We start from the raw sequence: 22809 nt of genomic DNA on the forward strand, positions 1-22809 counted from the left end.
ATTTTATAGGCCGACCTTCCCTAAGTAAGACTAACCTTCCTTAAGTAGATGTGCACAACAGTGGACAGATGATAGAAAGCCTTTTGCGCCACAGTAATATTTTCTCGCTTTCCACTCAATGTAATAAATCCCAAATCAAAGGATAATTCACCATGTTACATTTGTCCCTATTGCTCCTCTTTTTTCACTTCACGAATATTCTTTTACTTCATGAGTAATCGAGGGAACAAAACATAGTGCACACCCATTCCACAGGCAAAAATCTAACAAGATTCCCCCATTAGCGCTTAACATAAACTGCCTTTATATTTAACATAAATTGCCTTTACATCAGGAATGCAAGCACCAAGAAAATGGGGAGATATGCCCTTAATTATACTAAAATCTCAAGATTTTTCTTGTTCTATTGTCCATTTTCCTAAGGCAGCAAGATGATTCATCCTTGCACGATGATAAAAAGCCTTTTGCGCCACAGTAATATTTTCTCGCTTTCCACCCCAAGCCTTCAAAGCAGCAGCCTGTAATGCGCGCCCATACGAAAAAGTTAATTTCCAAGGCATAGCTCCCAAAGCATTCATAGCAGATAAATGAGCCGTTGCCTCTTCATCTGATTGCCCACCTGAAAGAAAAGCAATTCCCGGAACAGCAGAAGGAACTGTCTGTTTGAGAGCATGAACGGTTTTTTCAGCAACCTCCTCAACAGAAGCCTCACGCGCATCTTTGCCGTCAATCACCATATTAGGTTTTAGAATCATTCCTTCACATTGAACACGCGCCTCAAAGAGTTCTTCGAATACCATTTTTAAAACAGTATGCGTCACATCAAAACAGCGTGTAATAGAATGCCGACGAAAGGGACCATCCATCAATACTTCAGGTTCCACAATCGGTACGAGACCAACCTCCTGACATAAAGCAGCGTAGCGTGCCAAAGCTTGCGCATTTTGGCGCAATGCACCTCTTGTCGGTAAAGAGCTATCATCAATCGCAATAACAGCACGCCACTTAGCAAAACGAGCCCCTAAAGCGTAATAATCTTTTAAACGCTCACGCAATCCATCCAACCCTTCAGTAATTGTTTCATGCGCAAAAGCTGCTAACGGCTTTGCTCCTGTATCTACTTTGATCCCCGGTAAAGCACCCACATCACGGATGAGATCTGTCAAATTTTGACCTGTTGATGCCTTTTGGCGTATCGTTTCATCAAATAAAATCACACCAGAAATAGCACATTCCATAGCTTCTTTTGCTGTAAACAGCATTTCACGGTAATCACGACGGCTCTCTTGGCTTGACTCAACACCGATAGCTTCAAAACGCTTTCCAATCGTAGCCGTACTTTCATCTGCTGCTAAAATTCCCTTTCCTGCATTGACTAAAGCAAAGGCGATATCTTCAAGACGTTCTCTCATTAAAAGCTCCTCTCTTTCCTATTTCAAAACGAGCGTAATAAACTCTCATATCTCACTTAAATATACTAAAAACATCAATTTTTAGGTCTGTATCAAAACAGATATTCCGGGGAGTGTCTTTCCTTCCAGCCACTCCAAGAATGCTCCACCTGCTGTCGAAAGATAGGTAAATTCATGAGCAACCCCGGCATGATTAAGAGCAAAAACTGTATCACCACCTCCAGCAACCGAAATCAACTGCCCCTTCTGGCTACATGCTGCAACATGGCGTGCCACTGCAATTGTCCCACGATCAAAAGGAGGTATCTCAAAAACACCAAGTGGCCCATTCCAAAGAAGCGTTGCAGCAACACCAACAACCTTGTTGATATGCTCGATAGCGCGCTCTCCAATATCCAAAATCATCTCATCTTCAGCAATAGAATCGACAGAACAACAGCGGTGTGGCGCATCTTTTTCACATTTCGACCCCACTACAACATCCACTGGTAAAACAAGCGTACAATGAGCTTCCCGTGCCTTTTCAGTGATATTTTTAACCGTATCCATAAGCATTGGTTCACACAGAGATTTTCCTATAAAACAGCCACGCTCCATCAAAAAGCTATTGGCCATTCCCCCTCCAATAACCAAATAATCAACCTTTGAGATTAAATGATTAAGCACAAAAAGCTTACTTGAAACCTTAGAACCCCCAACAATAGCAACCACAGGATGCTTAGGCTCATCAAGACCTTGTTTTAAGGCATGGAGCTCATTTTGAAGAGCATAGCCTGCATAAGAAGGCACATAGCGCGTAATAGCCTCAACAGAAGCGTGCGCTCGGTGAGAAACAGAAAAAGCATCATTAATGTAAAGATCCCCATATTCTGCTAATATTTTAGCAAAATCACCATCATTTTCTTCCTCACCTGGATAAAAACGGAGATTTTCGAAAAGGAGAATTTCACCATTCTGCAGAGCTTCAACAGCCACACGAGCTGAAGGTTCTAAGCATTCCTTTACGAAGCGAACTTTTTGCCCCATAAGGGTTTCTAGTGCCGTCGCAACAGGAAGCAGTGACAATTCTGGTACAACCTTCCCCTTAGGCCGACCACAATGTGAAAGGAGAATGAGCCGTGCTCCCCGCCTTTGAAGCGCAACCAGTGTTTCCTTGTGCCGTTCAAGACGCGTCTGATCGCAAACCTTGCCTTGTGACATCGGCACATTAAAGTCCACCCGTACTAATACGCGTTTTCCTGTAACATCAACGTCATCAATTGTACGCAATGTCGTCACTATCCTTTATGCTCCTATCTTGTCCACTTCATTGCTACCATCTCCCCTTTAACTCTCCCTATTTTTCAAAAACTTCTCAAAAAGTCTTATACCCCTTATTAACGAATATTCTTCTCCTATAAAGAGCAACCTCTTGATATCGAGACCATACCCCATATCATTTGAAAACATGCTCTTTTGTTTTTTTATGAAGAGTCTTCTCGTAGTCTTTTTTTCAAAAAATCTGATCATTTTTTACAGAGTTTTAGCGAGAGCAACAGCTGTATCACTCATGCGATTTGAAAATCCCCATTCATTGTCATACCAAGCAAGCACCCGACATAAAAGACTGTCAATTACTTTAGTTTGGTCCTCTTGAACAACTGCTGAATGAGGGTCATGATTAAAATCACAACTAACGAGTTTTTCCTTTGTATATCCTAAAATTCCCTGAAGCGCCCCTTGAGAAGCAATGTACAAAGCTTCATTGATCTCTTCCACTGTTGTAGAGCGCTTAGCCACAAATGTTAGATCAACAACAGATACATTAGGCGTTGGAACACGCAAAGACACGCCATCTAACAAACCCTTTAGTTCTGGCAAAACCAACCCCACAGCCCGAGCAGCCCCTGTTGATGTTGGAATTATTGAAAGGGAAGAAGCTCGTGCACGATAAAGATCATGGTGTGTTGCATCCAAAATTCGTTGATCCCCCGTATAAGAATGGATCGTTGTCATAAACCCTTTTTCAATACCAACAGTTTGGTGTAAAACTTGTGCGATAGGCGCCAAGCAATTGGTTGTACAAGAAGCATTTGAAACCACTTTATGCTCTTTATTGATAGCTTGGTGATTAACCCCATAAACTACCGTTAAATCTGCACCCTCAGATGGTGCAGAAACGAGAACACGCTTTGCTCCTGCTTTTAAATGAGCGCTTGCTTTATCCCGCGAGGTGAAGTGGCCTGTACACTCCAACGCAACATCGATATTGAAATCCTTCCAAGGCAAATCTATTGGGTCACGTTCTTTCGTTATACGAATCGGGCCATATCCAACATCAAGAGCATCATCACCTACCACTTTGACAGTTGCAGGAAAATGTCCATGCACTGAATCATGGCGCAACAAATGTGCATTTGTTTCCATTGGAGCTAGATTGTTGATAGCTACAACTTGAATATCCTGACGCCCACTTTCAACAATAGAACGCAAAATATTCCGTCCAATACGACCAAACCCATTAATTGCGACACGAACACTCATTTCACGTTTTCCTTATTGATCTGTGCAAGCTTTTCTTTCGCACTAGTTATCACTTTTTCGCATGTAATACCAAAATGTTGATACAAAGTATCTATTGGTGCACTTGCACCAAACCCCTCCATTCCAATAAACACACCATCTGTTCCAATGAAACTGTCCCACCCCTGTCGAACGGCAGCTTCAACAGCAACTTTAACAGGCGAATTACCAATTAACGCCTTCTGGTAAGAAACAGACTGTGCGAAAAACAACTCAAAACAAGGAACAGAAACCACACGCGTTGCAATTCCTTCTGCTTCCAGGACAGCATGTGCTTTAACGACAATATCAAGCTCTGAACCTGAAGCAAAGATTGTCACCTGAGCTTCATCACTGGCTGCCAATAATTCATAAGCCCCTAATGCACAAAGATTATCTTCTACATTTTCTTGGCGTACAAGCGGCACATTTTGTCTGCTTAAAGCCAAAGTAGAAGGTGTCTTGAGAGATTTTAAAGCCAATTGCCAACATTCTACGGTCTCAACAGCATCAGCTGGTCTAAAAACATAGTGATTTGGTAGAGCACGTAGTGCCGCTAGGTGTTCAACCGGCTGATGCGTAGGCCCATCCTCACCAAGACCAATAGAATCATGGGTCATCACATAAACAACACGCAATCCCATTAAAGAAGACAACCGCATAGCAGGACGCATATAATCAGCAAAACACAAGAAGGTCCCTCCATAAGGGATAAACCCTCCATAAAGAGCCAACCCATTCATGATGGCTCCCATAGCATGTTCGCGAATACCATAATGGAGATAACGCCCTGAAAAATCATCAGCGGTAATAGATTTCATTTGGCTGCTTTTGGTCAGGTTAGAACCTGTTAAATCAGCTGACCCACCAATTGTTTTGATAACAGCATCATTGATAACTTCAAGAACCATTTCTGAAGCTTTACGCGTTGCAACAGCAGGACACTCCTCAACCAATTGCTGCTTATAAGCATCAAGCACTTGATCTAAATCGCTTGAAAGCTCCTCTCGCATAAAATATTCAAATTCAACGCGCTTTTCGACTGGTAAAGCGGATAATTTATTCTCCCATTCTTGCCACTTTTTAGATCCATTCAAACCAGCCAAACGCCAAAGATCAAGAATATTTGGTGGAATGGAAAATGGCTCAGCATCCCAACCCAAAGCTTTTCTGGTTGCTGCACTTTCTGCTGCCCCCAAAGGTGCCCCATGTACCTTATTTGTTCCCTCTTTTTGTGGAGAACCAAAACCAATCTTTGTTTTACAAGCAATAAGCGTTGGTTGATCGGAGTTTTTTGCTTTTTTTAATGCTCGTGCCAGTGCCTTTTGGTTGTGCCCATCAACCTTTATCGTATGCCACCCAGACGCTCTAAAACGAGCTTCCTGATCTGTACTATCAGCAAGCGAAATGGACCCATCAATTGAAATTCCATTATCATCCCACAGCACAATCAATTTATTCAACTTTAAATGACCTGCCAAAGCTATTGCTTCTTGGGAAATCCCTTCCATTAAGCACCCATCACCAACAAGTGCATAAGTGTAATGGTCAATCAAATCACCAAAACGCGCATTAAGCAGGCGCTCACCCAATGCCATTCCAACAGCATTAGCCAACCCCTGTCCCAATGGCCCAGTTGTTGTTTCAATTCCCGCAGCATGCCCATATTCTGGATGACCTGCAACAGGAGACCCTAATTGGCGAAAATTGCGAATATCTTCGAGAGAAATATCTTCATAACCCAACAAATACATAGCAGCATAAAGCAGCATAGAACCATGCCCTGCTGATAAAATAAAGCGATCACGATTAAACCAACAAGGTTTTTTGGGATCATGAACTAAAAATTGTGTGTAGAGAACTGTCGCAATATCTGCAGCTCCCATCGGCAAACCGGGATGGCCAGAATTTGCTTTTTCAATTGCATCAATCGCAAGAAACCGGATGGCATGAGCCATTTGATTTTGTCGTTCAGTATTTGTCATGAGCGATAGACCATTTTATATTGGGTTCCATTGTTATTCTTTCGACAACGCGAGGCATAGCCCTCCCACTCATATAGACCTCTCGAAATCATGTATTAACGTTATTTCCACCTTACTAGATCCATAGTCATTTATGCTAACAATCCTTAAAAATCCAGTTTTTAATGACAATTTCTTACAGTTTCTTACTGCTTTTCTTGCTAAAACAGCTTACATGTTCCAAAATACAATAAACGTCTGAAAAAAAGTGTGTAGTGATTCGTTTTTGCACAGAAATTTGATAATTAAGGTAAGATTGCAATGAATCAGGAAACGCAAATGCTGCCAGAAAAGCTAAATCAGTTGAATAATGCTCTCAAACATTTAGAAAAAACTGTCATGAATCACACTGTTGTTATTGACAAGCACAGTGAGTTGGAAGAAGAAGTGCAAAAAATCAATGCTGACCGAAGCCACCTCGCTCAAGAGCTAGACAGAGCTGAAGCTCATGCAGAACAATTGAAAACAGCGAATAAAGAAGTTTCCAAGCGGCTTATTCATGCAATGGAAACGATTCGCTCTATCCTTGATCGCTAGAGGATGAAGACCATGGAAACTGTTTCTGTCACGATTGATGGAAAAATATATCGTATGGCCTGTGATAAAGGGCAAGAAGACCATCTCACCCATCTTGCAGCCCAATTAGACAAATATATTTCTCATCTCAAAAGTAATTTTGGAGAAATTGGTGACCATCGTTTATCTGTCATGGCTGGCATCATGATCCTTGACGAGATGGAAGAGCTCAAAAAAGAGCATCAAAAATTGAAAGAAAATCATGCACTTTTTGTGCAAGAAAACCAAGAAAAAGACCAAAATACGAATAAAATTTTACACAATTTAACGCAACGCGTTGAAAAACTTGCTCATCTTCTCAACAGCAAACAATCTCAGGAAACAGAACAACAAGAGCTTCTTCTCTAAATGTTGTCGATCTTAAGATCCACAAAGCCCTTGGTAAAAATTTAAAAAGAAAAGCCGACCGACGGCTCGCATTAAAATCTTAAAGATCTCCCTTAAAATTTTCTATCTCCATAAGGTTTTTCAAGCTTTTTTCAAAGATTATTTTGCCTAAATACTTTCCCACCTTTTATTTGGAAAAGAGAAGATTATCGGCTATTCTCTGTCTGGAGAATTTAACATTCCCTCAGGAAGTTTTAAAGCAGGGTTATTAAAAAGAAAGCTATCTGTTAGCTGAACTGTCCAGTTTGCTTGATTTTCTGTGTCAATTTCTTCAAATTGAGCCTTCTGAAATCCTCTCGTAAAACAGTCACGAACCCCTTCAATGAAAAAAGAACTGTCTTTCACACACATTGTCACAGGGCCATTCCACTTTCCCTTTTTTTTCGCATCCTCAGCATGCATGTAATAAAACCGCGATGCCAGTGGGCCATCAATAAGAGTTTTGCACTCTTCTGTCGGAATAACCCACCATCCCTCGCTCACCCATCCTGCAGGTGTGCGATAGCCAAGAGCAACGCCCACGGTTCCTTGTGTCTCATTACAAACCCTAAAATCGGCTTTTGCACCATTAACGAAAAACAGCAAAAGGAAGATATTTAAAAATATCCATCCCAACATTTGCCTTTGAACAATGCTCCGAAAAAAAATCTTTTGTTGTTTTGTTTTTTGCAAATGCCCCTCATAACAACAACCTTTATCTTCAGCCATAGATCTCTTCTCTTTTCTTAAGACCTTCTAAATCGATCCATAATGCACTATTATTATTTTAGTTTCCCTCTTCCCCATCCTTTTTTCCATTATCCTGCAAATTTAAGGATTCATTTTTCTATTTTTCCCTGCAAGATTAAAAATTTCCCCTCTAATATTAAAAAGTGTTTAATATCATGATGTTAAGAAAATATTCTTAACAGAATCACCTCAAAAATTCACATTATTTTTTAGTACTCCTTGTATATATATCGCTTCATCCCCATTACAAAAAGATTAAAAATCTTGGAAATCCTAAAAAATGCTTCAATTTGAAATATACGTAAAAAGAAACTTTGAATCTTTCCTTGTTTTTCAAGCATCCTCAACATAGATTCTTACCGTAAAGATTCTATGGATAACCCTCTTGGAGACAATGATCATGAACACTGTAGCTGACCAAACTCACGCAATATCCGTTAACCAATTACGTTCTTTTGTTGAACGCATTGAACGATTAGAGGAAGAAAAAAAAGCAATCGCTGACGATATAAAAGACGTCTATACAGAACTCAAAGGTTCTGGTTTTGACAGCAAAGCTGTGCGCAGCATTGTAAGACTAAGAAAAAAAGAAGACCACCAGCGCATCGAAGAAGAAACCGTCATTCAACTTTACAAAAACGCTCTTGGCATGACCTAGTAACCCTTCAGGACAGCACCTTCAAGACGGTACCCTCAGGACAGCAACCTCAAGGTAACAACCCCAGGGCAGCAACCCCAGGGCAGCAACCCCAGGGCAGCAACCTCAGGACAGCAACCTCAGGACAGCGCTATCGAGACTGCAACCCTCAGGGGACATACACCATTAATGAACATTTTGTGCAATTTCTTCACGCAAAAGTTCCAAGTTCAACCACTCTTCCTCTTTTTGTGTGCAAGAAGTTTTCTTCTCTTCAAGCATTATGGATAGCTGTTCAAAACGTATCTTATCATTACAATAGAGCATTGGATCAGATAATTCTTGCTCAATATTTTTAATCTCATCATGTAAAAGAGCGATCTGTTTAGGTAGTGTTTCCAACGCATATACCTGCTTATAAGACAATTTACGCAATGGTGTTTCCGCACCCAGTGGTGTTTGTTTATCCTGCTCACGAATATGCGGTTTTTTTTGTCCCTGATGGGGCGATGGTGATAATGCGCGTTGTTTTCTTTGCGCTATCATATCACTGTAACCGCCAGCATAGAGAATCCAACGTCCATCTCCTTCAGGTGCTAAAGTATGTGTAACAGTCCGATCCAAAAAGTCTCTATCATGACTAACGACCATTACTGTTCCTGAAAAATCAGCAATAAATTCTTGCAATAAATCCAATGTTTCAATATCAAGATCGTTAGTTGGTTCATCTAGAATTAAAAAATTTGTCGGCTGAGATAAAAGCTTCGCCAACATTAAACGAGCTCTTTCTCCACCTGATAATTCTTTCAAAGGCGATCTCATTTGCTCAGGTAGAAACAAAAAGTCTTTCATATAAGAAACGACATGTCTTTCTTTCCCATTTATCAGTAAATGCTCTCCTCTCCCACTAGTTAAATAATGGGCCACTGTTTCATTATCATTCACAACACGCTGTTGATCCAATAAAGCTGGTATTAAGCGATACCCATGTTTAACAAAGCCGCTATCTGGCCTTTCTTTACCAATCAAAATCGAAAGTAATGTTGTTTTACCGACACCATTTGACCCCACAAGACCAATTTTGTTACCACGCTGAAGACGCAAGGAAAAATCTTTTATGATCACACGTTCACCGTAAGATTTTGAAATTTTCTTAGCCTCAAGTACCAATTGTCCAGAATCTTGGCTTTCTGAAGCAGCAAAAACTGCCTTCTCTGTCGGACCTTGATAAGTTCTGTACTGCTGTCTCACCTTTTTTAAGGCTTCTAAACGTCGCACATTACGCTTTCGTCGTGCTGATACTCCATGGAGCAACCAATGCTCTTCACGTTTAATATGGCGCCCCACTTTATGCTGATGACATGCTTCTTCTTCAAGCATTTCATCGCGCCAACTTTCAAATTCAGAAAAACGCTTTTCAAGCTTTCTTGTTGTGCCACGATCAAGCCAAATGACTGAACGTGTTACTGTCTCTAAAAATCTCCTATCATGAGAAATGACAATGATAGCTGAACGCAAATTACATAAAAACTTCTCGAGCCATTCAATAGTTGTTAAATCAAGATGATTTGTAGGTTCATCTAACAAAAGAATATCTGGTTGTGCTGCAATTGCACGTACCAAAGCAGCACGCCGCCTTTCACCCCCAGAAAGAGTTTCCATTTTTTCTGTTCCTGAAAACCCAAGATTATCCAATAATGTCCTAACAAAAGGCATATTATGCGCCTCACTCAAACCATCTTGTACATAAGCCCGTATATTTTCAAACTCTGAACAATCAGTCTCTTGCGATACATAACGCATCGTTGCTGAAGGATGCCGAAAAACTTCTCCTTCACTTGGTTCTAACATCCCAGCAGCAATTTTTAAGAGTGTTGACTTTCCGCACCCATTGCGCCCAACAAGAGCAACACGCTCTCCCTGCCCCACCGACAAACAAGCTTGGTCAAGCAAAGGAAGTGTTCCAAAAGTTAAGACAATGCGATCAAGACGAAGGAGCGGTACTGTCATAATCAGAAATGCAAATTACTGGATAAGATTACTGGATACAAGGTGCTGTATAAAGCGTCCCGTCTCTTTGGCTGTAGGTACATAATTGCACAGTTTGAGGACAAGGCATTTGATAGATCTGACCATTGCTATGACGGTACTGACACATTGGTTGCAATGATATGCTCTTACGCTCTTTTTTCTTATTTTGAGCAACCCCAGAAAATGTTCCGACAGCAGCTCCAAGAACCGCACCAGATGCAGCTCCATCTGTTGTTCCGGTAAGAGCTGCCCCTGCAATGGTTCCCAACGCTGCACCGCCAACACCATATTTAGCCACTCTTCTCTCTTCATCTAGACAAGCAACAGAAGAAAAACCGATCAATCCTACAACTGCCATTTTAAAAATTGGTTTGGACATATCTAACCCTTTCTTTATGAAAACCAAGCCCAATCGACAGCTCTTCTGTCGATTTATATTTTATTATACAGGTTCCATTCAACTTTTAAGAATGCCTCTATCAGTCAAAGCACAGAGGCAAGGATTATAGCTTTACCATGCTGTAAATGGCAACAAAAAGCACCGTCTACACGATTAGAAAGTGTCAATGACGATCCCAATGGTACATCTTTATCGCATAACGGCCATTGCACCCCTTGCAAAGTGAGACCTTTCAGATCAGATAAACCAATTAGACTAAACAAGCAACCATCAAGCAAGTCATAAGGATGAGCATTTGGCACAACAGGCCACCCCTCTTCCCGACCACTCGTCAAGAAAACTGGAATACCCTTTTCTGCTACCATAATTGCCTGTACTATGTGTGAAAAGCTGTGATCACTTCTATCATTTCCAAAAGCACCACATAAAATGAGCCTTTGGGCTCCTTGCTGCAAAGCTTTCTCGCAAGCCAATGCACCGTCAGTTGCATCTTTATCGACAGAAAAAACTTCACGAGGAACATCCCCATATTTCTTCAATAAGGCTTCATCGGAAGAATCAAAATCCCCTATCCAAAGCTCAGGCATCACACGAAGTGCTTCAGCATGCCGCATCCCACCATCCGCGGCGATGACTCGGCTTTCACGAATTTGGGAACATAAACGATCCGTGACATAAACATCCCCATTTAGTAATATTGTAAATGTCTTCATAACGTATTATGCTTTTTATGAAATTTCTCCTATTTACTCCTATAGACCATTATCATGAAAAAACAAAGGATCTTTGGAAACCAAGAGCGCATAATGACCAGCAAAAGTCTTAAAGGAAATTCACATAATCAAACAAAAAATATGAAGCAAAATCTTAAATCTCTTCAAGCTGCACTCTGTTTGGTAACATCTCTAGGTTTTACACTTCTCCTTTCTGCCTGCCACAACATATTTAATGTGTCACCCTTTTCTTCTTCAGAAAAATTTTCATCTCAGCACACAAATGACATCTACGCCACATTAGCTGCTACACATCATCCACGGATCTTACAAGCTCATGGTGGAGCTTATCATAACCCAAAGCTCGAACGCCTATTAATAGATATTGTTAAAAAGCTTGCTGCTGTCTCCCATAATCCCGGGCAGACTTATAAAGTCACAATTTTAGATTCAAGTAATATTAATGCCTTTTCCCTGCCAGGTGGATATCTTTATGTCACCCGCGGTATGCTCACTTTAGCTAATGATTCTTCAGAAGTTGCAGCCGTTTTAGCTCATGAAATTGCGCATATCACAGCACATCATGGCATTTTGCGCTTCCAAAAAGAAGCACAGCTTAAGAAAACTCCTCTGACTCACACCGACATTGTGTCATCTGCAAACTCTCAAACTGATGATACACTTCAAAAAAGAGAAAAAATGGCACAATTTTCGCGTGATCAGGAATTGCAAGCCGACTCTATTGGTATTGAAATGCTCTCTGAAGCCGGATATGATCCCTTTGCTGCTTCACGCTTTCTTCAATCAATGGAAGCATATAATGCATTTCGCAATATTTCAGGTAATGCGCAATCTTCATTAGATTTTTTAGAAACACATCCAACAACTCCGCAACGCATCCGTCTTGCACAAGAAAAAGCACATCTTCTCAATACAAGAAATAGCAACGAAATAAGTCGCGACACATTTTTACACTCTATTGATGGTATCATTTTTGATGGAGGCCTGCATGAGGGTTACATACGTGAACGAAAGTTTATTTACCCGCGATTACGCATCTCCTTTGAGATCCCGGATCGCTTTATCGTAAATACATCCCCCCATGCTGTTATATCCAGTGGTCCAGACAAAATTGCATTTCGTTTTGATGCCGTTCCTATTTCTGGCACTATATCTGCAAGCGATTATCTAAAAAGTGGCTGGGTAGCAAACCTCGATGAAACTTCTGTTAATCTTATCAAAATCGGAAATTTAGAAGCAGCTCGTGGCCGTGCATTTAATGAACATTGGCAATTTAGCATTATTGTCATCCCTTATGACAACCATTTTTTACGCTTTGTTACTGCAGCACCACACCAATCAGAAAACTTTCATCACATTGTTGAAAATATTCTACGAGGCTTTCGTCCCCTTTCATGGCTAGAACTGAAACGGATCAAGCCCTTAAAAATCCGAACTGTCCGCGTTAAAAAGGGAGATAGTATCGTCAATTTTTCCCAAATGATACAAGATGTACCCGACAAAGAAAAACTCTTCCGTATCCTGAACGGACTTACATCAACCGAAACCTTACAGGTAGGAAGCTTTGTCAAGATCATTACAGAATAAAAAGATCCTCTATTTCCTCTCATACCCTTTTGCATGAGTAAAGCATTCTTATTTCATGATAATTCGCAGAAAACACCCCTTTCATTGTAGAAAAGGCTCCTTTTATTGAAGTCACTTTTTTCTTAAAGATCGTAGGCTTCTTCAGAATTAGCTGTCAACAAAGCCTGACGTAATTTTTGCAAAGCACGTACTTCAATTTGACGGACTCTCTCTTTAGAGATTCCAAATTTTTCTCCCAAAGATTCTAAAGTTGCTCCCTTTTCACTAAGACGGCGAAAGCGAATAATTTCCATCTCACGCTCGTCAAGAATGTGCAGCGCATCATAAAGCCACTGTACACGTCTCTGCCCATCGATCATCTGTTCAATGACAGAATCTGGTAAGGGATTGTCATCAACCAAAATGTCCATTTTGGCTACGGGGTTATCGTCATATTCGGAAACAGAAACATTTAAAGAATTATCTACCCCTGAAAATCGAAAATCCATTTGTTCAACATCGCTTACTGAAACACCAAGCTTTTCAGAAATTGTCTTGAACATATCTTGTTTACTCAAAGTGCTGTCATTTTGTGCTAATTGAGCCCGCAGACGCCGAAGATTGAAGAAAAGAGCCTTTTGTGAAGAGCTTGTTCCTCCTCGAACAATAGACCAATTGCGTAAAATATAATCCTGAATAGACGCACGTATCCACCATGTCGCATAGGTTGAGAAACGGATTTCCCTATCTGGCTCAAAACGCGTAACAGCTTCCAAGAGTCCAACATAACCCTCTTGTACCAAATCTCCCAAAGGCATTTTAAAACTTTTAAAACGATTCGCAATCGCAATCACCAAACGCATATGCGCTGCTGCAATTTGGTGCATCGCTTCATCATCATTTTTATCTTTCCATCGCAGAGCTAAATCATGTTCTTTTTCCCACTCTAAATATGGTGCTTGCATCGCAGAACGCATCATATTGCGTCCCAAACTTCCATCAGTATTTTTATAATTATTGCTATTCTTATGAACAACATTTGAAATATTACCCATGACAGCCTCTAAAATCGAAAAGACAACAGACGTCTTCACAACAACGCTTTCCAATGAAAACGCATAAGTTGTATTCATGCGTAATACTCTTTAAAAGAGAGTTTTACAATCTAAAATTGTTTTTTTGTTACATAAATATTTCTAGATAAAAAACAGATATACTAAAAATAATTACTTTTATTCATGTTTTTCTAGGAAAAACTTGCGTATGATGTGAATCTCAGCGACGAATATTCACTAACAACTAATACAACCATAGCGGGAAATTTTATCATGGTCATCCCCCCTTAAATTGACACATAACACCCTATGCAACTTCGTATATTTGCAATAACGGTTTAAACGTCATAAAGTGCCAGGAAACAGCTTTTTAAGACGATGTAATTGATTTGAAGAAATACTTAAATATCGTAAGAGTGATTGAAGAAAATGCTCTCAATATGCTAAGGAAAGAATAGCCTGACTTTGTAACGGTCAAAATAACATTCTGGCCCAAAAACTCAGAAAGAAGTAGTTATGAATAGCGAACCAATTCAAAAAAATGATGTTTTTATCGAACAGTGCGGCCACGGTAAATTTGAAGGGTTTCGTTTTTATGCCCATAAAAATAACACGGATAAAACAACAAAAGAACAGGATATCCTGAGCGATGATGATTTAATTTCTGCTTTTTCGCAACGTGCTGCACGTTTTTGTGCTTCAGCTAACGCAGATTTTGCAATCAGTTCTGATGGTATCATTCGTTGGATTGGCCAAGCAGTTGGCAAACTCACACCGACCGAAGATATTTTAATGCCCAGCTTCATTCTTTTGGCTGATACGCAATTAACAGGGGAAAGTCGCGACAATGTCATTATACGACTAGAGCGCTTTGTTGCTTTTCATTTTGAAACTGCTTTAAAATCTCTATTTGATCTGCGCAATGCTCACCACCTTACAGGTCTAACACGTGATATTGCCTTACAACTCGTTAGCTCCTTGGGCATTATACCACGACGAAAAATTGCTAATATTGTAAAAAATATCGACCAACAATCGCGTGCAGAACTTCGACAATTTGGTGTTCGTTTTGGCGCTCTCCATATTTATGTTATACCTCTTATCAAACCAATTCCTGCTCAGGCTATAACGCTCCTATGGACACTTAAAAATGAAAGATGTGATACTACAGGCTTAAGTGAAATACTCGCTGCTTTGAGTGCTGGTCGCACCTCTCTGATTACTGACACAACCTACAACCCCCAACTCTATTCTTTGATAGGATACCAAATTTTGGGAAAGCGTGCTGTGCGTATTGATATCTTGGAACGCCTCAGTAACCTTATTCGCCTTGCTCTTAACTGGAAGCCCGGCATTAACCCTAAACCTGAAGGTGCTTACGATGGAAAGCGTTTCTTTATCACACCAACGATGATGTCTATCCTTGGTGCAAAAGAGGCCGATATGGAAGAAATTCTCAAAGGCCTTGGTTATCAATCACAACCATGTGACCTTACTCTGCTTAACAATGATTCTTCCGTTCAACAGCTCCACATCCAAAATGCAAAAACAGAGCATAATTGCCCTGAAGCGGAATGTGTAGGTGATCTATGGAAAGATATAGCATTGCTAAATATGGCACAAGAACAGGCGCTAAACAAAACACAGAAAGATAAAATATTACCAAGCCACTCTCAAGAATCTTTGAATTTTGAAAATTTTGTACCAGAAGCAGAACTCATCGGTGATTTTGCTAAACAAAAACAATCAGCCTCAGAGAGTAAAATTGTCTTATTGTGGCGTTACCAATATCGGAATACACGTCATTCCTATGGTAACCATTCCCGATCGAGAAAAAAACCGCAAGATAAACATGTAAGAACTTTCAAAGACAAAAAAAATACGACAAATGGTACTCCATTTCAAAAGAACACAGAATACACAAAAAAAACGAGAAGAACCGGCCCGACATATTCTGAATCCTCGCATAAAAAATCTTCTCCGATGCGGAATGTTCCTGACCCTCATTCTCCTTTTGCAAAATTAGCACAACTGCGTAATAGACTTGAAAATGACAAAACGGCCACTCCCCTTAAAAACAGGTAAAATAAGAAGGAGCATAAGGTTTTGACTTACGTTGTAACTGACAATTGTATCCATTGTAAATACACCGATTGTGTTGAAGTCTGCCCCGTTGATTGTTTTTATGAAGGTGAAAATATGCTTGTCATTAACCCGGATGAGTGCATAGATTGCGGCGTTTGTGAACCAGAATGTCCTGCTGAGGCTATTAAACCTGACACAGAACCAGGATTGGAGCAATGGTTAGAACTCAACCTTAAATATGCAAATAAGTGGCCCAATATTACTGCACGAAAAGATCCTCTCCCACAAGCAAAAGAGATGGACGGCGTTCCCAATAAATTAGAAAAATATTTTTCAGAAAATCCAGGGAGTGGTGATTTATAATAACAAAATGAACAAAATAACCCTTTAAATGTCCAAAATATTTTATGTACAAATGAAAAATTCTTGCGTGAAGTGATTGATTTTTTTCATTTAAGATGCTAGAAGTGCCTTGATATAGCTTTTCTGCTAGGTATTTTGTTTCTGCTTTTTTGCTACAAAGTAAATCTTTGTCGTCGGAGGGTGTTTGTTTTTTCGCTCTACTTAGGTAAGCATACGGGTACTTGTTCAAAAAATTTAGCTTTCAGGTGTTTGACCTATTTTCCAACAGTTGATTAGTAACAAAGGAAGTGAGTAAAAGATATGACGTCCCAGCAAAGCAAAGGTCCCCACGCTCATGGCTTCTCAGCTTCTGAATATATCGTTTATCCCACTCATGGGGTTGGGCAAATTGTAGCTATTGAAAAGCAAGAAGTTGCAGGGCAACAGCTGGAGTTGTTTGTTATTCATTTTGCTAAAGATAAAATGGATGTAAAAGTTCCTGTTACCAAAGCTCTTTCTATTGGCATGCGCAAATTATCTAAAGCTGATTCTGTTGAAAGTGCTTTAAAAGTTCTCCAAGGGAAAGCACGAGTTAAGCGGACTATGTGGTCACGTCGTGCACAAGAATATGACACAAAAATCAATTCTGGAAATTTTATTTTTATTGCCGAGGTCGTTCGTGACCTTTTTCGTTCAGACATGCAGCCTGAACAATCTTACTCTGAACGTCAGCTCTATACTGCCGCCCTTGATCGCATGGCTCGTGAAATCGCTGTTATCAATAATCTTTCTGAAACAGAAGCGATTGATTTAATAGAGATGCATCTCTCTAAAGGGCAGGAGCATAATTTTGAACCTAAAGTTGATAAAATATCTGAAGAGAATGGGGCAGTTTGCGCTGCTTAACAACGCTTTTCGCCGCTTAATAACACACGGAATTAAGGAAGCTTTTGTTTTCCAATTCTTTTTCTTGGTGTTTTTTATCTTTGATGCTTGATGTGTGGGATTATGTTTTATGTCTCTTGGATTTCGTGACATAGACGAAAGACTTCTTCTAGAAGTGTTTTTTTCATAAAGGAAGCAAGAAAATGCTGACCACATGCAGTGAAGATTGCGACCTTTTTAAAGTGAGTTGTGGCCCTTTAAAATATTAACTGTTTTTCCTTGAGAATGAAATTCTACAGGTATTTTATAATGCACGCGCTCAACAAAACGCACAAGCCCAACAAAACGCAAAACCTTTTAGTACAGCAAAGCAAGCAGAGCCTTTTAGTGCAGGGGGCAAAACCCCTCTCAAAATGAAAAACATGAAGATGTGAGTTCTCTTAATCAAGCAGAACTCCTTCTATTATAGAAGCCTTCTCCATTATAGAAGCTTTAATGGACGCGAATCTGCGAGATCTCCTCCCCTAGCAATAGCAGAAAACTATTTTTTAGGGGGTAACACGGAACGCCCACGATACATGCCTGTTTTCAAATCAATATGATGAGGGCGCCGTAATTCACCGGAATCCTTATCTTCAACATAGGTCGGTGCTTTCAGGGCATCAGCCGAACGACGCATACCCCTACGTGATGGAGAAGTTTTTCGTTTAGGTACAGCCATGAAGAAGGACTCCAAATTAACTAGAGAAAAGACAGCGCCGAGCTACAAACAAAATTTTCTGCATAGCACAACGGAATGACACCCCCCTATACACTGATTAAAGTCTTTTGACCAGAGTTTCATGCAAATTTTTATTCAATACTGCGTTTATGTTACCCACTATCATCAATTAAGGCAATATGTATAAGTTTTTGAAAAAATAATCCGCTGTTCTATAATACGAGATAACGTTAAAAAGTGATCTGTCGTTTGATATGGATTTCGCAAATGAGGATTTGGTAAACTAGCAACAAAAGCGGCAACCTGTGGAATAGTCAAATCCCGTGCATGACGAGAAAAATAGTGGAGAGAAGCTGCCTCTACTCCATAAATTCTGGGTCCCCATTCTACAATATTGATATAAATTTCCATAATGCGTTTTTTTGGAAGAATAAAATCTGCAATGAGAGAATAAATAATCTCAAGTCCTTTACGCACGTAAGACCGACTAGGCCATAAAAAAAGATTTTTAACCATTTGCATTGTTACAGTTGATCCACCTCGCCATGGCTTTACATCATCATTTAAAATTTTCCACAAGACATCCCAATCTACACCATGGTGACTGCAAAAATTATTATCCTCCGACATAATAATCCCTGAAGGAACTGCAGAAGAAATATCCGAAAGAGCAACCCATTCACGCTGATAAGAATTGCCTAACAAAGCATCACGCATCATCAGAGTAGAAACAGGAGAAATAAAGTTCCAACGGTAAATAAACAGGAAAATAATGGGAAGACAAAACAAAAATACAAAAAGGCAGACAACCCAATTAAGGAGACGATGGCAGTGGCACCATTTTTTTTGCCTACCGCGTTCTTTTTTTACAAAGCACAAGAACATTTTCAAATAACCATTTCATTTTTTACGAGCTTATCATAAAAAGAAGCAATCTATTTTGCAAAAAATAAAGGAAGCAATCATGACTGAATTCTCGAATCTTCTTGCAAAACATGCGAACACTATCGAACAACGGCTTCACATACTCTTAAACCTCCAAGTTCAATCAGGAGAAATTTCCCGCCCTGAAGGCTTACTAAATGCCATACGCTACGGTGTTTTGAGTGGAGGAAAATGTTTACGTTCTTTTCTCGTCATTCAAAGTGGTGTGCTTTTTGGGGTTTCTCCTGAACACTCGCTTGATATTGGTGTTGCATTAGAATGTGTTCACTGTTACTCGCTCATTCATGATGACCTTCCTGCTATAGACAATGACACACTGCGTCGTGGCAAACCAACTGTTCATAAAAAATTTGGTGAAGCCACAGCCATTTTAGCAGGTGATGCTCTTCTCACTTTTGCCTTTGAAATCATTGCACACAAAGCTTGTGCGCTAACGTCACAAACAAGATTAAACCTCATCACAGCTTTGTCACAAGCAGCAGGTTTTGGTGGCATGATTGGTGGTCAATTTCTTGATGTTGATGCGGAAAATAAGTCACTTTCCCCTGACGATATTGCGACCATACAACGCATGAAAACAGCCGCGCTGATCAGTTTTGCTTGCCAAGCAGGCGCTATTCTTGGCCACGCTTCTGAAGAACTAACACAACAACTTGCTGATTTTGGAACAAAGATTGGTTTAGCTTTTCAGCTAACAGATGATCTGCTAGACGTTACCAGCAACACTCAGCGTCTTGGAAAAACCGCAGGAAAAGATAAAGCAGCCAATAAAGCAACCTTCGTTAGTTGCTATGGTATTTCAGAAACACAAAAGAAATGTGAAGCTCTCATTGCTGAAGCTGAAAAGCTTCTTCACTGTTTTGGTGATGAGGCTACTCTCCTTAGACAAGCAGCTAACTTTATTGCAACACGCAGTTCTTAAAAGCATTACCGCCCTTATAATTACCTCTCTTACAATCACTGCCCTTACAATTACTTTTTCCGCAAACCAGAGATGACCTTTTCCAAGCAAATATCTCATTTGATAACAACTTTGTGCTTTTTACATTCTGTTTTCTACAATCACAACTCATCGAGGATGAGACAAGGCAATCTTTGTTTAACCCTTTGATTTCAATTTTGCCCAAAGCGCACGTGAATATACTCCCCCAAAATTTTTTGAAATTCCTCAGCAATGTGAGGACCTCGTAGAGTTTTCACCTTTTTTCCTTCAATAAACACAGGTGCAGCCAGAACTTCTCCTGTTCCAGGCAATGAAATTCCAATATCCGCATGTTTTGATTCCCCCGGGCCATTAACGATACACCCCATCACGGCCACCTTTAAACCTTCAATACCAGGATATTTTTTACGCCAAACGGATATATTTTTACATAAATCAGTTTCAATCTTTTGCGCCAACATTTGAAACACTGTCGAAGTCGTTCGACCACATCCAGGACAAGCCGCAACAGCAGGTACAAACTGCCTAAACCCCATAACTTGCAAAAGTTCTTGGCACACTTTCACCTCTCGTGTGCGATCTCCCCCTGGCTCAGGTGTTAAGGAAATCCGGATTGTATCTCCTATTCCTTGCTGCAACAAAATTCCTAAAGCAGCAGAAGAAGCCACTATTCCCTTCGTCCCCATACCTGCTTCTGTTAAACCTAAATGGAGAGCATGATCTGAACGCTGTGCCAAAAGGCTGTACACAGTAATCAAATCTTGCACGTCACTCACCTTAGCAGACAGAATAATTTTATCCCGCCCTAAACCAATCTCTTCAGCTGCAAATGCTGAATATAATGCTGACTGAATCACAGCCTCCCTCATAATTTCTGTGGCAGACAGAGGCTCTTTTCGCTGTGCATTTTCATCCATTAATCGTGTCAGTAAAGCAGCATCCAGCGATCCCCAGTTCACTCCAATGCGTATAGATTTATTATACTGGCAGGCGATCTCTATAATCTGGTTAAATTGCTGATCTTTTTTAGCTCCAAAACCAACATTACCGGGATTAATTCGATATTTTGCAAGTGCTTCAGCACAAGCGGGGTGGTTGACCAAAAGCTTATGACCAATATAGTGAAAATCACCCACTAAAGGAACAACAATACCTAAGCGTTCTAATTTTTCTCGTATCTTGGGAACTGCCGCAGCTGCTTCGTCACGATCGACAGTTATCCTAACCAATTGAGACCCCGCACGCCAGAGCGCACCAACTTGCTCCGCAGTTGCATCAACATCAGCTGTATCTGTATTTGTCATAGACTGAACGACAATCGGATGCCCCCCACCAACAACAACATCTCCAACCATCACAGCAACAGACTGGCGACGTTTTAAAGGTTTTGATAAATAATATGCTGTGCTCATCAGCTCCTCGTCGCCTTTCAAACTCGGCTGCACCACTCGTTACCGCGGCAGTATACCGCAAAAGTTATTAGTCAGAAAAAGAAATATCAAACTCTCATGAAAAAGAATATGCCGTTGGAAATAACATGCATGACATAACAAATAATGGCCTATCCGCTATTTCATTTGTTTTAAAATTATGAACAAATCTTACATCAATATCCAAGTGCAAAATACCATCCCCTCATTGTTTTATAAGATTTTTCTAAAACTATCCTATTTTTACAACACCTTAACACCGCAATGCGCAAAGATTATTGAATCTCGGCGTTACTTAAATTCTAGAAAACACTTTCTTTTCTAACGATTGGAAAATTTATACAATACAAAAACAACCAAGATTACATCCATTTAGTTTAACTCAAACCAATCATCAGTTATTTCCCTAAAACCAAACCTTACACCATATAACAATACTCATAAAACTACAGATAAGACAGTAATATTAAAAATAACCCTAATGACGTGCAGAATCTAAATCCATAGCAAATAACTGTAAGACACTAATTAAAACAAACACAAAAATTATAACTCAGCAAAAACACATCATTCAAACTGATAACGGATCTTCAAGCATAACAGGCCATGCTCCTTAATATTGAAAATCATAAAAGCAATTTTAGAACCATAAAATAGCAACCAAACAAGTGATCTCAATAGCTGGTTACATAAAAATCACCTATAGACCAGATAAAGCTGGGCGAACCACACTCATCTTAAAACTATGAGCTGATTGCAAAACAAAAGAAGAAATAATACAGATAAAATCCTCTAACCTGGATTTTTAAAAAAATAACCACACCAGAGAAGGGCCTCTTCCAGCAGACAGGTATCATCTCACCTTCTTTGCTATTTATGCCCACTTTATTTTGTCACTTTTGTTATTTTGTCTCTGATATTCCACCAACCGCTTCTAATTGATGTAAAAAATCTTCCATTGTATAGTTAGTAGTATCGTTCAAATTTGTTTCCAGTGTAGCCCGAACATTCATCATCCTTTGTTCCAAATCATCAAAGGACAAATTATCAACTGCAATAACAACTTCAGCCAAAAGAGAACAGTGCGTTGAAGTAATGTCAACCACCCCTCCCCCAAGAGCAAATAAGCGCTCACCAGAAGAAGACAAAACACGGATAGTTCCTGGCATAAGATCCGCCATCAAAGGCGCATGACCAGCCATGACCGTCAAATAACCCGAAGATGAAGGCAATGTAACAGACAAAACCTTCTCTGAAAAAACAAGCTTTTCAGGCGACACCAGCTCAAACAAAAAACCTTCTACCCTTTTATGTTCCACAGGGACCTCTTGTTCTTTCTCCAATAACCATCAAGCAGACAACTCCC

Annotated in this window: 21 protein-coding genes; 8 read left to right on the plus strand and 13 right to left on the minus strand. The window is 40.0% G+C overall.

Going from position 1 to position 22809, the window contains the following annotated elements; translation table 11 throughout:
* Positions 1 to 386: 386 nt before the first annotated feature.
* From PU02_RS01535 to tkt, 4 genes are all read right to left on the minus strand, one after another.
* Positions 387 to 1412, minus strand: coding sequence for a class I fructose-bisphosphate aldolase (locus tag PU02_RS01535; protein ID WP_053943772.1), 1026 nt, complete (start codon positions 1410 to 1412; stop codon positions 387 to 389).
* An 81-nt stretch (positions 1413 to 1493) separates the two neighbouring features.
* The gene (locus PU02_RS01540; RefSeq protein ID WP_053943773.1) at positions 1494 to 2690 is read right to left on the minus strand and encodes a phosphoglycerate kinase; all 1197 of its coding nucleotides are present in this window, start codon (positions 2688 to 2690) and stop codon (positions 1494 to 1496) included.
* A 234-nt stretch (positions 2691 to 2924) separates the two neighbouring features.
* Positions 2925 to 3935, minus strand: a complete 1011-nt coding sequence (gap, locus tag PU02_RS01550) for a type I glyceraldehyde-3-phosphate dehydrogenase (RefSeq protein WP_053943775.1) — start codon at positions 3933 to 3935, stop codon at positions 2925 to 2927.
* Positions 3932 to 5938: a transketolase gene (gene tkt / locus PU02_RS01555; protein WP_053943776.1), complete on the minus strand. Its 2007-nt coding sequence runs from the start codon at positions 5936 to 5938 to the stop codon at positions 3932 to 3934. The genes gap and tkt overlap by 4 nt, the downstream gene beginning before the upstream one ends.
* A gap of 300 nt (positions 5939 to 6238) precedes the next feature.
* Here tkt and PU02_RS01560 point away from each other — a divergent pair, with 300 nt between their 5' ends.
* Positions 6239 to 6514 (plus strand): DUF4164 domain-containing protein, encoded by a 276-nt coding sequence (locus PU02_RS01560; RefSeq protein WP_053943777.1) that lies wholly within the window; start codon positions 6239 to 6241, stop codon positions 6512 to 6514.
* Between the two features lie 12 nt (positions 6515 to 6526).
* Complete coding sequence (locus tag PU02_RS01565) at positions 6527 to 6901, plus strand: cell division protein ZapA (protein WP_053943778.1); 375 nt, start codon at positions 6527 to 6529, stop codon at positions 6899 to 6901.
* Between the two features lie 192 nt (positions 6902 to 7093).
* Here PU02_RS01565 and PU02_RS01570 read toward each other — a convergent pair whose 3' ends face one another.
* On the minus strand, positions 7094 to 7558 hold the full coding sequence (locus PU02_RS01570; protein WP_144417889.1) for a DUF1036 domain-containing protein: 465 nt from the start codon (positions 7556 to 7558) through the stop codon (positions 7094 to 7096).
* A gap of 511 nt (positions 7559 to 8069) precedes the next feature.
* On the opposite strand from PU02_RS01570, the gene PU02_RS01575 reads away from it, so the two are divergent.
* Entirely contained in the window at positions 8070 to 8327 is a 258-nt protein-coding gene (locus tag PU02_RS01575; RefSeq protein WP_053943780.1) for a DUF2312 domain-containing protein, read from the plus strand.
* A 165-nt stretch (positions 8328 to 8492) separates the two neighbouring features.
* Here PU02_RS01575 and PU02_RS01580 read toward each other — a convergent pair whose 3' ends face one another.
* From PU02_RS01580 to PU02_RS01590, 3 genes are all read right to left on the minus strand, one after another.
* Positions 8493 to 10316 carry an ABC-F family ATP-binding cassette domain-containing protein gene (locus tag PU02_RS01580; protein ID WP_053943781.1) on the minus strand — a complete coding sequence of 608 codons (1824 nt, stop codon included), beginning with the start codon at positions 10314 to 10316 and terminating at the stop codon, positions 8493 to 8495.
* A gap of 28 nt (positions 10317 to 10344) precedes the next feature.
* Positions 10345 to 10716 carry a glycine zipper 2TM domain-containing protein gene (locus PU02_RS01585; protein ID WP_053943782.1) on the minus strand — a complete coding sequence of 124 codons (372 nt, stop codon included), beginning with the start codon at positions 10714 to 10716 and terminating at the stop codon, positions 10345 to 10347.
* Positions 10717 to 10820: 104 nt separating this feature from the next.
* Entirely contained in the window at positions 10821 to 11450 is a 630-nt protein-coding gene (locus PU02_RS01590; protein ID WP_053943783.1) for a thiamine diphosphokinase, read from the minus strand.
* Between the two features lie 93 nt (positions 11451 to 11543).
* Here PU02_RS01590 and PU02_RS01595 point away from each other — a divergent pair, with 93 nt between their 5' ends.
* On the plus strand, positions 11544 to 13058 hold the full coding sequence (locus PU02_RS01595; protein WP_236824019.1) for a M48 family metalloprotease: 1515 nt from the start codon (positions 11544 to 11546) through the stop codon (positions 13056 to 13058).
* A 122-nt stretch (positions 13059 to 13180) separates the two neighbouring features.
* On the opposite strand, the gene PU02_RS01600 is transcribed toward PU02_RS01595, so the two are convergent.
* A complete protein-coding gene (locus PU02_RS01600) occupies positions 13181 to 14092 on the minus strand; it encodes an RNA polymerase factor sigma-32 (RefSeq protein WP_053944616.1) in 912 nt (303 codons plus the stop codon).
* Between the two features lie 516 nt (positions 14093 to 14608).
* Here PU02_RS01600 and PU02_RS01605 point away from each other — a divergent pair.
* From PU02_RS01605 to PU02_RS01615, 3 genes are all read left to right on the plus strand, one after another.
* Complete coding sequence (locus PU02_RS01605; protein ID WP_053943784.1) at positions 14609 to 16177, plus strand: hypothetical protein; 1569 nt, start codon at positions 14609 to 14611, stop codon at positions 16175 to 16177.
* Between the two features lie 21 nt (positions 16178 to 16198).
* Positions 16199 to 16540 (plus strand): ferredoxin FdxA, encoded by a 342-nt coding sequence (gene fdxA, locus PU02_RS01610; RefSeq protein WP_053943785.1) that lies wholly within the window; start codon positions 16199 to 16201, stop codon positions 16538 to 16540.
* A gap of 300 nt (positions 16541 to 16840) precedes the next feature.
* Positions 16841 to 17425, plus strand: coding sequence for a CarD family transcriptional regulator (locus PU02_RS01615; protein WP_053943786.1), 585 nt, complete (start codon positions 16841 to 16843; stop codon positions 17423 to 17425).
* Between the two features lie 520 nt (positions 17426 to 17945).
* Here the strand turns inward: PU02_RS01615 and rpmF are convergent.
* Both rpmF and PU02_RS01625 read right to left on the minus strand, forming a co-directional pair.
* Complete coding sequence (gene rpmF, locus PU02_RS01620; protein ID WP_053943787.1) at positions 17946 to 18125, minus strand: 50S ribosomal protein L32; 180 nt, start codon at positions 18123 to 18125, stop codon at positions 17946 to 17948.
* 165 nt (positions 18126 to 18290) lie between these two features.
* On the minus strand, positions 18291 to 19010 hold the full coding sequence (locus tag PU02_RS01625) for a biosynthetic peptidoglycan transglycosylase (RefSeq protein WP_053943788.1): 720 nt from the start codon (positions 19008 to 19010) through the stop codon (positions 18291 to 18293).
* A gap of 79 nt (positions 19011 to 19089) precedes the next feature.
* On the opposite strand from PU02_RS01625, the gene PU02_RS01630 reads away from it, so the two are divergent.
* Complete coding sequence (locus PU02_RS01630; protein ID WP_053943789.1) at positions 19090 to 19992, plus strand: polyprenyl synthetase family protein; 903 nt, start codon at positions 19090 to 19092, stop codon at positions 19990 to 19992.
* 191 nt (positions 19993 to 20183) lie between these two features.
* On the opposite strand, the gene ispG is transcribed toward PU02_RS01630, so the two are convergent.
* Together ispG and atpC are read right to left on the minus strand one after the other, a co-directional pair.
* Positions 20184 to 21425 carry a flavodoxin-dependent (E)-4-hydroxy-3-methylbut-2-enyl-diphosphate synthase gene (ispG, locus tag PU02_RS01635; protein ID WP_053943790.1) on the minus strand — a complete coding sequence of 414 codons (1242 nt, stop codon included), beginning with the start codon at positions 21423 to 21425 and terminating at the stop codon, positions 20184 to 20186.
* 920 nt (positions 21426 to 22345) lie between these two features.
* Positions 22346 to 22762: an ATP synthase F1 subunit epsilon gene (gene atpC / locus PU02_RS01640; protein ID WP_053944617.1), complete on the minus strand. Its 417-nt coding sequence runs from the start codon at positions 22760 to 22762 to the stop codon at positions 22346 to 22348.
* Between the last annotated feature and the right edge of the window lie 47 nt (positions 22763 to 22809).

The sequence above is a fragment of the Bartonella ancashensis genome (assembly GCF_001281405.1).
In the GTDB taxonomy this organism is placed as follows: Bacteria; Pseudomonadota; Alphaproteobacteria; order Rhizobiales; family Rhizobiaceae; genus Bartonella; species Bartonella ancashensis.

What these genes read in the sequence shown, in the direction of transcription:
- PU02_RS01590 (WP_053943783.1), bottom strand. Translation starts at nt 11,450, where the DNA reads ATGAAGACATTTACAATATTACTAAATGGGGATGTTTATGTCACGGAT.
- PU02_RS01580 (WP_053943781.1), bottom strand. Translation starts at nt 10,316, where the DNA reads ATGACAGTACCGCTCCTTCGTCTTGATCGCATTGTCTTAACTTTTGGA.
- PU02_RS01575 (WP_053943780.1), top strand. Translation starts at nt 8,070, where the DNA reads ATGAACACTGTAGCTGACCAAACTCACGCAATATCCGTTAACCAATTA.
- ispG (WP_053943790.1), bottom strand. Translation starts at nt 21,425, where the DNA reads ATGAGCACAGCATATTATTTATCAAAACCTTTAAAACGTCGCCAGTCT.
- gap (WP_053943775.1), bottom strand. Translation starts at nt 3,935, where the DNA reads ATGAGTGTTCGTGTCGCAATTAATGGGTTTGGTCGTATTGGACGGAAT.
- PU02_RS01595 (WP_236824019.1), top strand. Translation starts at nt 11,544, where the DNA reads ATGACCAGCAAAAGTCTTAAAGGAAATTCACATAATCAAACAAAAAAT.
- rpmF (WP_053943787.1), bottom strand. Translation starts at nt 18,125, where the DNA reads ATGGCTGTACCTAAACGAAAAACTTCTCCATCACGTAGGGGTATGCGT.
- PU02_RS01605 (WP_053943784.1), top strand. Translation starts at nt 14,609, where the DNA reads ATGAATAGCGAACCAATTCAAAAAAATGATGTTTTTATCGAACAGTGC.
- PU02_RS01535 (WP_053943772.1), bottom strand. Translation starts at nt 1,412, where the DNA reads ATGAGAGAACGTCTTGAAGATATCGCCTTTGCTTTAGTCAATGCAGGA.
- PU02_RS01625 (WP_053943788.1), bottom strand. Translation starts at nt 19,010, where the DNA reads ATGTTCTTGTGCTTTGTAAAAAAAGAACGCGGTAGGCAAAAAAAATGG.
- PU02_RS01585 (WP_053943782.1), bottom strand. Translation starts at nt 10,716, where the DNA reads ATGTCCAAACCAATTTTTAAAATGGCAGTTGTAGGATTGATCGGTTTT.
- PU02_RS01560 (WP_053943777.1), top strand. Translation starts at nt 6,239, where the DNA reads ATGAATCAGGAAACGCAAATGCTGCCAGAAAAGCTAAATCAGTTGAAT.
- PU02_RS01615 (WP_053943786.1), top strand. Translation starts at nt 16,841, where the DNA reads ATGACGTCCCAGCAAAGCAAAGGTCCCCACGCTCATGGCTTCTCAGCT.
- tkt (WP_053943776.1), bottom strand. Translation starts at nt 5,938, where the DNA reads ATGACAAATACTGAACGACAAAATCAAATGGCTCATGCCATCCGGTTT.
- PU02_RS01570 (WP_144417889.1), bottom strand. Translation starts at nt 7,558, where the DNA reads ATGTTGGGATGGATATTTTTAAATATCTTCCTTTTGCTGTTTTTCGTT.
- PU02_RS01600 (WP_053944616.1), bottom strand. Translation starts at nt 14,092, where the DNA reads ATGGGTAATATTTCAAATGTTGTTCATAAGAATAGCAATAATTATAAA.
- PU02_RS01630 (WP_053943789.1), top strand. Translation starts at nt 19,090, where the DNA reads ATGACTGAATTCTCGAATCTTCTTGCAAAACATGCGAACACTATCGAA.
- PU02_RS01565 (WP_053943778.1), top strand. Translation starts at nt 6,527, where the DNA reads ATGGAAACTGTTTCTGTCACGATTGATGGAAAAATATATCGTATGGCC.